Annotated in this window: 17 protein-coding genes; all 17 read left to right on the plus strand. The window is 70.6% G+C overall.

Going from position 1 to position 12,507, the window contains the following annotated elements; all coding sequences use genetic code 11:
* Window positions 1-145: 145 nt before the first annotated feature.
* Window positions 146-781, plus strand: a complete 636-nt coding sequence (locus tag HNQ79_RS28920) for a hypothetical protein (protein ID WP_185035900.1) — start codon at window positions 146-148, stop codon at window positions 779-781.
* A gap of 184 nt (window positions 782-965) precedes the next feature.
* Entirely contained in the window at window positions 966-2,036 is a 1,071-nt protein-coding gene (locus HNQ79_RS28925) for an ArdC-like ssDNA-binding domain-containing protein (protein ID WP_185035902.1), read from the plus strand.
* Window positions 2,037-2,161: 125 nt separating this feature from the next.
* Window positions 2,162-2,329, plus strand: a complete 168-nt coding sequence (locus tag HNQ79_RS28930; protein WP_185035904.1) for a hypothetical protein — start codon at window positions 2,162-2,164, stop codon at window positions 2,327-2,329.
* Window positions 2,330-2,570: 241 nt separating this feature from the next.
* Window positions 2,571-2,843: a hypothetical protein gene (locus HNQ79_RS28935; RefSeq protein ID WP_185035906.1), complete on the plus strand. Its 273-nt coding sequence runs from the start codon at window positions 2,571-2,573 to the stop codon at window positions 2,841-2,843.
* A gap of 209 nt (window positions 2,844-3,052) precedes the next feature.
* Complete coding sequence (locus tag HNQ79_RS28940) at window positions 3,053-3,397, plus strand: hypothetical protein (RefSeq protein ID WP_185035907.1); 345 nt, start codon at window positions 3,053-3,055, stop codon at window positions 3,395-3,397.
* A 75-nt stretch (window positions 3,398-3,472) separates the two neighbouring features.
* Complete coding sequence (locus HNQ79_RS28945; RefSeq protein WP_185035909.1) at window positions 3,473-3,820, plus strand: hypothetical protein; 348 nt, start codon at window positions 3,473-3,475, stop codon at window positions 3,818-3,820.
* A 218-nt stretch (window positions 3,821-4,038) separates the two neighbouring features.
* Window positions 4,039-4,551, plus strand: a complete 513-nt coding sequence (locus tag HNQ79_RS28950; protein ID WP_221508275.1) for a hypothetical protein — start codon at window positions 4,039-4,041, stop codon at window positions 4,549-4,551.
* 233 nt (window positions 4,552-4,784) lie between these two features.
* The gene (locus HNQ79_RS28955; protein WP_185035913.1) at window positions 4,785-5,327 is read left to right on the plus strand and encodes a hypothetical protein; all 543 of its coding nucleotides are present in this window, start codon (window positions 4,785-4,787) and stop codon (window positions 5,325-5,327) included.
* Between the two features lie 128 nt (window positions 5,328-5,455).
* Window positions 5,456-5,623, plus strand: coding sequence for a hypothetical protein (locus tag HNQ79_RS28960; RefSeq protein ID WP_185035915.1), 168 nt, complete (start codon window positions 5,456-5,458; stop codon window positions 5,621-5,623).
* A gap of 73 nt (window positions 5,624-5,696) precedes the next feature.
* The gene (locus tag HNQ79_RS28965) at window positions 5,697-6,281 is read left to right on the plus strand and encodes a hypothetical protein (protein ID WP_185035917.1); all 585 of its coding nucleotides are present in this window, start codon (window positions 5,697-5,699) and stop codon (window positions 6,279-6,281) included.
* A gap of 129 nt (window positions 6,282-6,410) precedes the next feature.
* The gene (locus tag HNQ79_RS28970; protein ID WP_185035919.1) at window positions 6,411-7,214 is read left to right on the plus strand and encodes a hypothetical protein; all 804 of its coding nucleotides are present in this window, start codon (window positions 6,411-6,413) and stop codon (window positions 7,212-7,214) included.
* Between the two features lie 66 nt (window positions 7,215-7,280).
* The gene (locus HNQ79_RS28975; RefSeq protein WP_185035920.1) at window positions 7,281-7,712 is read left to right on the plus strand and encodes a hypothetical protein; all 432 of its coding nucleotides are present in this window, start codon (window positions 7,281-7,283) and stop codon (window positions 7,710-7,712) included.
* A 198-nt stretch (window positions 7,713-7,910) separates the two neighbouring features.
* The gene (locus tag HNQ79_RS28980) at window positions 7,911-9,821 is read left to right on the plus strand and encodes a DUF3560 domain-containing protein (RefSeq protein ID WP_185035922.1); all 1,911 of its coding nucleotides are present in this window, start codon (window positions 7,911-7,913) and stop codon (window positions 9,819-9,821) included.
* A gap of 179 nt (window positions 9,822-10,000) precedes the next feature.
* On the plus strand, window positions 10,001-10,192 hold the full coding sequence (locus tag HNQ79_RS28985) for a hypothetical protein (RefSeq protein ID WP_185035924.1): 192 nt from the start codon (window positions 10,001-10,003) through the stop codon (window positions 10,190-10,192).
* Window positions 10,193-10,523: 331 nt separating this feature from the next.
* Entirely contained in the window at window positions 10,524-11,441 is a 918-nt protein-coding gene (locus HNQ79_RS28990) for a hypothetical protein (RefSeq protein WP_185035926.1), read from the plus strand.
* Between the two features lie 77 nt (window positions 11,442-11,518).
* On the plus strand, window positions 11,519-11,959 hold the full coding sequence (locus HNQ79_RS28995; RefSeq protein ID WP_185035928.1) for a DUF6197 family protein: 441 nt from the start codon (window positions 11,519-11,521) through the stop codon (window positions 11,957-11,959).
* 79 nt (window positions 11,960-12,038) lie between these two features.
* Window positions 12,039-12,335 (plus strand): hypothetical protein, encoded by a 297-nt coding sequence (locus HNQ79_RS29000; RefSeq protein WP_185035930.1) that lies wholly within the window; start codon window positions 12,039-12,041, stop codon window positions 12,333-12,335.
* Window positions 12,336-12,507 lie beyond the last annotated feature (172 nt).

The raw sequence follows: 12,507 nt of genomic DNA on the forward strand, positions 1-12,507 counted from the left end.
AGGATCATGGAAGTTCAGGAAAAAGCCTGGTCAGAGACCCCTTTCCGCTATGCGATCCGGTCCAATGCTGGTAGTATTGAGCTTGTTGGAAGGGGATGGCACCCCGGACAACGGGAACCACTCGAAACCACACCGGAGGAACCCAATGAGCGTCAACCGCGACTCCCGCCCCACCCACTACCGCACCGCCGATGGTCGCCGCACCGCCGAGGTCACGGAGACGACCATTACGGTCTTTGAGGGTCTCAAGATCATCGCGGTTGTGCCTGCCACCGAGCACCACCACGAGTACCCCGGTTCCGTCTGGAAGGTCATCAGGGAGGCGGTTGCCACCCCCACCCCCACGGTTGCCGAGCCCACTGCCACCGTGAGCACTCGGCACCCTGACAGCGGTCTGGTGACCAGCTACCGGGTCACCGTGGAAACCGTGGAACGCGTGGAGATGATCGACGGTGAAGGGGTCGCGGTCGGTCTGGCGGCCCGCCTCACGATTCAGGCGAGCCCGTGGCAGCGTCCCGTAACCATCCTGGCCAGCCGTCTGGTCAACGAAAAGGACTGGTGGGTTGACAGCAAGAGGGAGCATGGCGGCCGGGTGCTCAGCTTCCGAGGGTTCGGAAACCGGCGCTGGAACCCCCGCCGCCTTATGGCCGATGTGGGCGAGGTGCTTTCCCTCTGCGCCTACGAGATCCCCGGCCTGGTGGAGGACGCCGAGCCCGGTAGCCCCCTCGTGCTGGGCAAGGTCAAGTCCAAGCGCAAGGCGAAGGCTGCCACCGGGGCATGACCCGAACGGCCGGGGCGCGCGGGAAGCGCCCCGGCCCCGGAGGGGGCCGGATTAGAAAAAAGCCTGATCAGGCCCCCTTTCCACTCCCGAATTCGGCTCAATGCTGGTAGTATTGAGCTTGTTGGGAGGGGTTGGCACCCCGACCACCGCTCGAAACCGCACCACTTCAACGAGAGGCACCGAGATGGCCACCAAGACGACGCGCCGCCGCTCCACCAAGTCCCCCGAGGAGCGCGAAGCCCAGATGGAAGCGCTTCACGAGCAGCTGAACACCGGGATTGCGTCTCTGGTCACCGCCGACGGGTGGAAGGCGATGCTTCGCGCGACTGTCGCGAACATCGGCCGCTACTCCGCCAACAACATGTTGCTGATCCTGGCCCAGTGCCCGCACGCCACCCAGGTCCGCTCTTTCAAGCAGTGGAAGGAGCACGGCCGCTCCGTCCGCAAGGGGGAAACGAGTCTGCGCATCTTTGCCCCCATGACCGGAAAGCAGAAGGACGAGAACGACGCGCCGGTCCTGGACGAGAACGGCCAAGAGAAAAAGTGGCTCCGGTTCAAGTCGGTTCCCGTTTTCGACATCAGCCAGACTGACCCCACCGAGGGGCAGGCCGCCCCGCAGGAGGACGAGGAGGCCGACTACGCGCTCGGCGGGAAGGTGCAGGGTGACGCCCCGGCCGAACTGTGGGAGCGCCTCACGGTCCACGCCCAAGGCCACGGATACGCCGTCAGCGTGAAGACCACCGGCCGCGCGGACGGGTACACCGACCCCGAGACCGGCGTAATCGGCATCCAGGCCAGCGACCCCGAGGCACACCGTGTGATCACGCTCGCCCACGAAGTCGGACACGTCGAGTGCGGACACCTCGCGGTGGACATGGCCGAGTACCGCCGCCACCAGGGCCGCATGGAGTGCGAGGCCGAATCCGTCGCGTACATCGTGGCGGGGGTGGCCGGTTTGGACGCCGCCCTTACGTCCGTTCCGTACATCGCGGATTGGGCAGGCCGGACCGCCGAGGAAGTCCGCGAGACGCTCGCCGCCGCAAGCGCAACGGTCGTTCGCGCCGCCCGCGCAATCCTGGCCACCACCACCGCCACCCCGGACGAGGCGGAGGAGACGGGCGAAGCGGAGCGCGCAGCAGAGGAAGCAGCCCACGCCGCCTACCAGGAGGAGCGCGCCGACATGATCGAGGCCGCCCAGCAGCGCGAGCAGGGCCAGCCGCTCAACAGCACGGCCGGACAGGTAAGCAGCATGTGAGCAGCTCTTCCCGGGGCGGCGGATGGCACCGCCGCCCCGTGCCCGCTCGAAACCCCATCACAGCGAAGAAAGGCCCAGAAATGGCCACCAAGCCAGGAACAGCGGCTATCAAATATGACCCCTTCATGCTCTGCAAGTGCGGCACCGCCGTGCACAAGGGCGAAGCCCAGAGGCTGCACGCGAACAAGTGGCACAGCGAGAACGCGCCCGCAGTCTGGCGAGAGGTCACCAGGGCCGAGCACGCGGCCGCCGGTTGGGGCGACGAAGGCTTTCCCGCTTACATCACCTGCTGAGCCACGCAGGTCCGGCCGCTCCCCTGTCCAGCGGAGCGCGCCGACCGGCCCGCCATAGTGCGGGAGCCGACGACGGCTGAACCCGCATCCGCCGCCGGGCGACGGCCGCGCTGCCGGACCGGCGGCCGGTGCGCTCCCGCCAGGGGCGCGCCGCCAGAACTACCCCGCCGGGGCGGCGGATGGCACCACCGCCCCGGCCCCCTCTCGAAACACCGACCGCACCGCGCGAAGGATCAGGCCAATGAACGTGCTCACCATGACCACCTGGGTTGTCGTCTACGGATGGGGTCCCGAGACCGAAGCGCCCGCACTCGTCGTCTACTCGACGGCCACCAACGAGGTGACGGCCCGAGAACTCGCCGACACCGCAGCCGAGAAGTTCGGCCGTGAGAACGTGTGCCCTTGTAGCGACCGGGAACCCCAGCGCTGGACAGTTCTGCGCGTCCCCTTCGGACAGCTCCCGCCGCAGGCCGACGAGACCAGCGTGAGCCTCTACGTCGGAGAACGCGGGTAACAGCCAGTCAGCCCGTGGGGCGGAGTCTTTGCCGTGGTCGGCGCGGCCCGGACCCCTCCTAAAGGATCATGGAAGTTCAGGAAAAAGCCTGGCCAGAGGCCCCTTTCCGCTATGCGATCCGGTCCAATGCTGGTAGTATTGAGCTTGTTGGAAGGGGATGGCACCCCGGACAGCGAACCCCCTCGAAACCCACACCACAGGAGGACGTCATGTCCCGCACCACCCACCACCGTCGCCCCCGCCCGGCCCGCAAGGGCAACCCCACCCGTGTGCTCGGAGTCGACGACCGGGCCGCCGCCCGCGCCGGAATCCTGACCACGGCGGTACGGCTCGACGACGGATACCCGCAGTACAGCCGGAGCGCGAACGTCTGGGCCAAGCCCGGCGTACGGAAGGCGTACCAGACCGCCGCCCACCGCCGGGACCGGGCTGCCGTCCGCGCGGCACTTTCCACCACCGGCTACCGCAACGACCCGGCCCGCCTCCAGTCCCTCCGCATGGAGCGCGCCCTTACCCCGGTTACGCGCCGCCGCGTGAACTGGGACATGAGCTAACACCCCCGCCGGGGCGGCGGATGGCACCGCCGCCCCGGCCCCCGCTCGAAACCCGAACAACCGAGGAGTCACCACGTGAAGACCCAGGACGCCCGCGCCTACCGCGAGGCCCTCACCCAAGCCCACCGGAGCACCCACGCGGACACGGTCCGCACGGAGACCGGGCGCGTCTACTGGTACGACGCGCTAATCGACAACGACGGCGGATTCTGCACGCCGGTCGCCGACTTCGAGACCCGGCTGCCCGTCTGCGACGAATACGGGTGCGACTGCTCGCGCACCGCCGCCCGGCGGATCGTGGCCGACACACCGCGTGCCTGGCACAGCCGCCGAGGAGTGCGAGGTCTGCGCGAGGGGCGCACGCACGTGAACGTCATCTTCGTGGGACCGAACGGCCCCGGGGCGACCACGCAGACGAACTGACCACCGCAGGGCGCGGCCGCTCCGTCGGGCACATGCCCCCGGCGCGGCCGCGCCGACCACACCCAGACCGACCTGCCGCGCGCCCGTCCGTCCAGCAGTCAGCCGTCGGGCGACGGCCGCACGTCTTCAGCGCCGCCCGGCGCGCATCCCGCACTTCGGTACCTCCCGGGCCACGCCCGCGGAAGCCCTCCACGACAAGGAACACGATGAACCCCACCATGTCCGAAGCCAGTTCCACCAGCCTGCGTATGGCAGTCGAGGCCGCCCGCGCGGCCGCCAAGGCCGCCGCGCACACCGCCGCCCTGATCCTGATCGAGGCAGACGGCGGCCGGGGCAGCATCCACAACGGCTCGCACGAACAGCACGGCGATACCTGGTGCGTGGTCCGGTCCGCGCACTTCACCGCGCACATCCTGTCCGAGTCGCACGGAGACCGCGCGCACGTCTCGCTGGACGGCATCACCCCCGCCGCCTACGAGCGGATGCGGGCATGGGCCGAGGATCGCGACTTTTGCCGCCACGATCACAACTGCGAGTGCCTCACCGCCCCATGGCCCACGTTCGCACTCCTCGCCCAGGGGGACGAGGAGCACCGGATCGACTACCGCGCCGACTACGAGTACGAACGCGGAAGCGCCAGCCTGGCGTTTAACCGCGTCACCGTCACACTCTTCGACGAGCCGGTAACCGTGGTGGACACGCTGCTCCGTATCGCCCGCGCCACCGCCTGAAACCGGCGCGGCACTGGCCCAGTGCCCCGGCCCCGCCGGGGCACTGGGCCCCACCCGGAACTGACCATCGCGGAGCGCGGCCGCGCCGACAGGCCCCAGGCCCCCGACGCGGCCGCGCCCCACGGTGGTCACGGACCGCCACGGGCGACGACCCGCCGCCCGTGGCCGGCACCGTGCGCCGCCACGTCTCGGCATCACCCACCGGTGGTGCCTCACCCTGCGAGAGGACCCCAATGACCGACCTGATCCAGCTTCCCCACACCGGACTTCACGTCCCCCACGACCGCTACACCCTCACCGACTTCCAGCAGATGGAAATGGGCTGCGGCATCGTTTACAACGCCACCCTCAACGAGGGGAAGCGCTGCGTGGGCGTCATCGAGAACCAGGGAAACGGCGGAGGTACCTGGTTTTTCCCGGCCACGGCCGCCGATCACCGGGCCGTCCACGAATTCGCCGCAGCCTCCCGCATGGGCGGCGAACCCCTGCCCGAGGAGGAAGTACTGGAGCACCTGATCACCGAGCACGAGACCGCCCTGAAAATCGCGGAGTGCACGCGACGGCAGGCAAGCCTGCTCCGCGGACTCGACGCAGAGAAGGAGCCCGTCGTGTTCATCGCCATTGCCGCCGCGCCCGACCGGCTCGCCCGCGCCGACGCCCCGTTCCTGCCCCGGCTCGCCCGCGACCTGAAGGCCAGCGACCCCCACGTGAACGCCTGGCAGTACTGGAGCGGCGACCAGTGGGCGCCGCTCAACCTCCCCGTCATTCCCGACTGAAAACCCCAGATCAAAGGCCCTTCCCCGCTAGGGAATCAGGTCTAAAACTGGTAGTATTGAGCTTGTTGGAAGGGGGTGGCACCCCGGACAGCGAAACCACTCGAAACCCGACCGGAAGAAGGCCCGACATGCCTGCGTACATCGACCTCGAAGAGCCCTGCGACGACTGCGGCGCGGACGAAGGGGAGCCCTGCGACCCCGAGTGCGAAAACTACGACGAGGAGCGCGACGGCGGGTACACCCGCGAGATCGAAGCCCCCTCCCAGTACGAGGAGCCGGTACCGCCCGGCTGGTAGAAGAAGGCCCCGCCGGGGCGGCGGATGGCACCGCCGCCCCGGACCCACTCGAAACCCCACCCACGGAGGAACCGTGAAGTTCACACTGGTCCACACCTTCCCCAACGGCACCGAGCGGCCCGTGTCCGTGCCGATGCCCACGATCGGCAAGGCCGCCGCACTTGCCGCCCAGTCGCTGCACGACAACCGGCGCGCAACCAAGGACGAGGCGCGCTCCTTCGCGGACCACCTGACGACCATGCCGGTCGGCCGGTCCCTCACGCACTGGCCGTCCCGATACGCCGCCCGTATCGAGTGCGCCGAGACGATCACGGCACCGGACCCGAGTTCTCTGCGCATCACCAAGGTCCAGAAGGTCACCGACCTCAACGACGCCGAAGCCGAGACGTGGGAGGTCCGCACCGGCGGCCCCCATTCCCTGCGGACGGTCTACCGGCGATGGGTCGCCGACGGTCACCACTGGGCCACCGCCGACCCCGTGATGCTCGACAGCGGGAGCTTCTTCACCGGCGGCGGACCGCGGCAGCACAAGGCCGGAGACCTCTACGCCTGGACCGTCCAAGGGGACGGCCGCAAGCGCCCCTTCTACATCCTCGCCCCGGAGCGACAGCTTCCCCAGGACGCTCCCACGAACGCGTTCCTCCTGCCCGCGAAGTAACCGGCTGACCCCGGCAGCCCGCCGGGAGACGCCCCCGACCGGACCCCGGTCCGCCCTGCCCGGGGCGGCGGTTGGCACCGCCGCCCCGGGCGCCACTCGAAACCCACACCCCCGACGAGAGGAACCACCTTGACCACCACGACCACCAGCACGCCCGCCGAAGAGCGCTACGAGATCGGCGTACGCAACGCCCGCGGCCGCTACCCCGTCACCGTCGACGGCCAGCCCGGCGGCGACATCCACCGCTTCCACGGAGAGTGGTACGCCCGCCCCCACGGCCACGCCGAGGAAAGCCGCCACGACGACCGCCACCAGGCCGCCGCGCACCTGGCCGACCTGGTCGACTCCGGCGACATCGACCCCGCGGCCCCTCCCGCCATCCCGGCCGCCCCCGCACAGGGCATCGTCCCGTGGCTCTCTCCGCGCCTGAAGCCCACCCGCCGCAACATCCTCAGCGCCGGAATCGCCCTCGGCCGTGTCGCCGAACTGGCCTGGCGCCCGGAGGACGAGCACGGGAACATCACCGGCTACCCGGGATCTGACAATCCGTGGGAACTGACGTGCTGTCTGGACGGGAAGGTCGTCGTCCGCTGGTGGTCGCACCTGCGCGGCCGCAATGGGGACAACACCCCCCGGCCGGTGTGGAGGCACGAGGGATGCATCGACTTCGAGGACCAGGCCGCGAAGGTCGCCGCCCTGATCGGCGAGCCCCCCGCCGTCTGCCCCTGCCAGGAGACCACCCACCCGACCACGGCCGAGCACATCGAGCAGCTGCTTGACCGAACCGAACGCGCCCGCAAGGCCGACGACGTCGACACCCTGCGGCCGCTGCTGACGCAGCTCCTCGCACCCTGCCCCGCCAGCAGCGCCCGCGCCGAGTCCATGAAGACCCTCCTGCCCAAGCCCAAGCCCAAGCCCAAGCCCAAGAACTGACCGACCCGGCTCCGGTGGGGCGGCGGCACATCCGCCGCCCCACCGCATCACACGGAGAGGAGCGCGATGCCGCGCGTCACCCGTCAGCACACCGTCGCCCACCACCTGGTCCAGGGCGGCCTCACCGACTTGAGACTCACCGAGGCCGCGCAGAAGAAGGACCGCCCCACTCTCTACCGCGCGGACGGATTCGCCGTCCGCAGCTACCGCGCCCCGGACGGCACCCCGCTCACGGTGGCCGGCGCCTACGGGCCGGACTGGGTCATGACCCGGGCCGAGATCCGAAACCGGCTCCAGCAGCCGTACATCCGGTACACCCTCACCGACGACGCCCCCGGCCTGGCCGACCATGAACAACTGGTCCGCTGGGCCACCGCCGAGGAACTCCAGGCCCGGAGGCGGGACGCGGCCGCCCGCCAGGCCCCGCTCCTCTCCCTGCTCCACCGTCAGCAGAAGGAGCAGAACGCCGAGGAAGCCGGGCAGTCCGCTCTGTTCTGAACCGACGGACCCGCACCACGCCCGCTAGCCCCGCTTCCCCCTCCCCTACAGGGGGAGGGGGAAGTCAGAAAATCCCAGCTCAGACCGTCTTTCCTGCTAGATGATCGGGCTCAAAGCTGGTAGTATTGAGCGTGTTGGAAGGGGATGGCACCCCGGCCAGCGCCACCACTCGAAACCCGTACAACGAAAGGCATTCCCATGACCGAAAACCCTGCAAAGGACGCCCTCACCATCACCCACACCCGCGCCGACGGCACGATCCTCACCGGCTCCCGCAAGGGGGACGGCGTCTTTGAGATCGTGCGGCATCACGGCTTCTGGTTCTCGCGGAACGTGGACGGCCTCTACATCCGGCGTTCACAGGACAAGGAAGCCGACATGTGGCGGATCAACCGGGCGGCCGAGGCACTGCGCGCGGCTGGCCACGAGGTCACGATCGAGATCGACGAGGACCGCCGCCGGTCCTTCGCCGAGGCCGAGGCCGCCCGCGAGGAGCGCGCGGACGAGCGGGCCGACCGGTTCAGCGACCGCGCGGGCCGGGCCGTCGCCTCGGCTGATGGCCGGCGAGCGGCCGCAGACCAGCTCTCGCAGCGGTTCGAGGGGGGCCAGCCGATTCTGGTCGGCCACCACAGCGAGGGCCGCGCCCGCCGCGACGCCGCGCGGATCGACAACAACATGCGGAAGTCGTTCGAGGATCGCGACCGCGCGGGGTACTGGTCGGATCGGACCCGGGCGGCCGAAAACTATGCGGCGTACCGCAACGACCCGCACCGCACGTTGCGGCGGCTGGAGAAGCTGCGGGCCGACCTGCGTGGGCAGGAGCGGCACCACGCGGAGGCCGTCGAGAAGGGTTACAGCTCGGTCGACCGGCACGCCCGGAACATCCAGGATTACACCGAGGAGATCGCCTACTGGGAGGCGATCGTCGAGAAGGCCAAGGCCGAAGGCGTCAAAGTCTGGGGGCCCGGCGACTTCGCACCCGGCGACTTCGTGCGATACCTCGGCGACTGGTACGAGGTGGTCAGGGTCAACCCCAAGTCGCTGTCCGTCGCGTGGAACCTGCGGCTTGCCCCGAAGCAGGTGATGAGCGCGGAGGACGCCACTTTCGACGGCGGCCGGGTCGGCACGCACACCGCGGACTACACGAAGGTCCGGGCGCGATGCCCCGGGGAGGCGATGCGCGCGTTCCTCGCTGACGGCAAGGTGCCCACTCTCCGCGGGGCCCGGGAAGCCTCCGAGGCCACACCGGCGAGCGCGGTCCGCGAGGCCCTGGCCGCCAAGCCGAAGCCGAAGAAGAAGCGCAGCGACCCGAAGATTCCGAAGCGGGTCAAGGTCGAATGCAGGTGGAACGCCACCGAGGCAACTCTGACGTGGCTGAACGGGAACAACCAGCCGCACAAGGCCCACCAGCCGGTAACGATCACCGCGCCGGACGGGGTGAAGTTCACTGACTCGGTGTGGTCGAAGCCGCTGCTGGCCGAGGTCGCCGCCCTGCTGGCCACCGCCGGGTACGCGTACTCGGGCGGCGGGTGGAGCGGTGGCCCCGGGCGGGGCCTGGTGCGCGCCATCGAGCCCGCTCCGGCGGCAGAGCCCGAGCCCCCCGCCGTCGAGGAGGAGCCCCCGGCGGCCGCACCCGCGCCGGAGCCCGTCGAGCACCAGGAGCAGGCCGAGCAGGCTCCGGCCGTCGAGGAGCGGGCGCCGGCGGCCGAGACGTGCCCCATGTGTCATTCCAGCCGCTGGGACCCCGAGGCGCGCGTCTGTGCCCACTGCTACCACAGCCCGACGGTCAGGCCGACCGGTGCGCCCCCCGCCGCGGAGGGGCAGGAGGCGCAAGCCATGGTGCTCATCGTCTCGAAGAACACCCGCCGGGCCCGCAAGCGCGCCCTCTGGGCGATGACCCGCCGCGAGGCGCAAGCGGTGTGCGGCGACTCCCGCACGTCGGGCCGTTCGTACATCCTCACGTTCTCCGACAACCCCGGCATCGAAGGGGCCGACTGGGAATGGGTGCCGGACAACGGGAGCCTTGACCCGGTCCTTGAAGACCTGGGCATCACCCCGCGCCGCGAGTGGGCCGCCGTTCCGGCGGGCGCGGCAGCCGGAACGGAGTAGGAGCCAGCCGGGGACCGGCCGCCGCCATCGGCGGCCGGTCCCCGGTGCTCGACTCGTCCCCCGGTGTCCGGCACCCTTGGAAATCAGGCGCTAAGCTGGTAATATTGAACTCGTTGGGAGGGGGTGGCACCCCGACCAACGTCACTCCATCGAAACCCACCGCAGGAGATGCGATGCAGATGAACGATCGAACCGAGTTGATCACTGCGGACTGCCTGATGCGCAACGACCGAGTCGTGATCAACAGCGACGAGCTGCCCTATCTCGTGGATGCGGTCACGGACATGCCGAACGGTCGAGTCCGCGTCACCTACTCCTCTGGCGACGCCGTCGAATACGCGACCGGGGAGCAGGTCGCAGTCATCGACTGAATCAACGCCGGGGGCGGCGGATGGCACCGCCGCCCCCGGACGCACTCGAACCCCCACCCCGGACGGCACCATGCACCGTCCACACTCATCAGCCCCTGACGCGGGGTGACGCGGCGCGCGGGCAGTGGCAAAAACGCGGGCCGGTTACCCGCGTCGCCAGGGCGGCCGGGGGTGAACCGTCACTGTCCTCCCTCTGCCCCTATCCGTTACTTCCGCCCGCCTGCGGGCGGAAACCGCGCCCGTACCCACGAACTGCCCGCTCTCACCGGGGCGGTGGATGGCACCACCGCCCCGGTCCCCTCGAAACCCCGCACCGAACCGGAAGGAACCCATGACCGCCACCCCGTACACCGTCGACGACAGCACCCTGACCCTCGCTCTCGACGACGCCCACGAACGCCTCCAGCGCGCCGAGGACCGACTGGCCCGCATCGCGTGCGCGCACATCGCCGCCGCCGTCCGCGACATCCTCACCGACCATGACCCGGACGCACCGTTCGACGCCGCCCACCTCCGTCTGATCCGACAGCGGGGCACTGCTCATGTGCTGAGCACCGACGGCACGTACTGGACCACCAGCGGAGAGCAGCGCCGCATCGAGCCGTCCGACCTGACGGACGACGGTCTGCTCGGCTGGACCAACCAGCTGCACGAGGGCAACCGCCCCGTATGGCTGCCCCTGTGCAAGCACGAGGGGCCCATCGGTGAGGCAGTCGGCTACCGGCTCGACCTCACCCAGGCCGCCCACCTCCCCGAAGAGGCCAACCAGACGGCCAGGTTCGCCGAGATCCGCGCCCGCCTGGCCGCCGCGACCCGCGCGCCCTGGTCCGCCGAGGAGTTCGTCTACACCCGAGACGGCGGCCTCGTCGACGCCGATCACCCCGAGGCCGTGCACACCGACTTTGTCGTCACGGACGCGGACGACATGCGCGTGGCCGAGATCGCCGTCAACCACGACGGCCCCGAAGACACCGAGACTCCCGCCGAGGACATCGCCGACTCCCGCGCCAACGCCGAGCTCATCGCGTACGCCCCCGAGGACCTGCGGTTCCTGGTCGCCCACCTGGACCACCTGTGCGGAGGCGAGGACGCCGAGGCCCTCCACCAGCGCGGGCACTGCGGGCACTGCGGCACCACCCTCTACACCTCCGCCCTGAGCGAGGCCCCCGCCTCACGCGACGGCGACACCCAGTGCGAGGGCAGGCGCACCTGGCTCGGCTTCCCCCTTCAGCACGTCCTGCGCACCTAACCGCCCCGCCCCGGGGGCGGCGGTTGACACCGCCGCCCCCGGGGCGCTCGAACCCCGACCGCACGAGGAGGAAGAGCGTGCCCGGCATCCGCTACGCACCCGACAGCGTCCTGATTCCCACCACACCCGGGGCCCTCCTGGAGTGGGCCGCCGCGCACATCGCGCGCGTCGGGATCTACCAGAGCCGCCACAGCCTGTTCAGCGGCCCCGGCCGACTCATCAACCGGCGGTGCTCCGTCGGCGGCGCCCTCGACGTCGCCGCCGGCCGCGACCGCATGACCCCCGGCCGCGAGTACGACCTGGACGCCGTCGCCGCCGTCCTCGAAGAGGCGTACCGCGTGCTCGCAGACCACCTGAACGGCGCCCCTGTCCAAACCTCCGAGGGCACCGACCCGAAGAAGTGGCGCCGGGTGATCGTCCACCAGTGGAGCCTGGCCCGCGGCCGCACCGCCCAGGAGGCGGCCGCCGCGCTGCGCGCGGCGGCCGAGCTCGCCGACGCTGCGCACCGCCTCTTCTGAACGCCCCCTGTCCGGGGCGGCGGTTGGCACCGCCGCCCCGGACCTCTCGAAACCCGATTCATCCGAGGAGAACCCGACCGTGCACTCCAGCACCCGCCCCGCCGCCGACCCGGCGGAGAAGTCCGACACCGTCCGCTGCACCTGCTGCGGACTCCACAAGCCCCTTGTCTCCGGCGCCGTCATCGACCACCGCCCTACCCGCACCGCCACCGCCGACTGTCCGGGGAGCGGCGCCCGCCGCCGCACCGGCGCCGAGCGTGCCGAGGGACGCCCGCACCTGGGCGCAGGCCGCCGACGCACGCCGCCCGCCGGCGCTGCCGCTGACCCGCGGGCCGCCGCCCTGGACTACGCCGCCCAGGCCGCCGCCGCGCGGTAGTCGACGGCGGCCGCGCCGACAGGTCCCGTTCAATACCCGCCGAGCGAGCGCCCGACGGTCTACGCGCCGTCGGGCGCCGGCCGCACCCCGCAACATCCCCCGGCGCGCAGCGACTCCCCGCCGCGCCGCCGTCCGTCACCCACGAGAAGGAGCTCCCCCTGTCCACGCCCAC

The organism is Streptomyces candidus, from assembly GCF_014207445.1.
GTDB lineage: Bacteria > Actinomycetota > Actinomycetes > Streptomycetales > Streptomycetaceae > Streptomyces > Streptomyces candidus.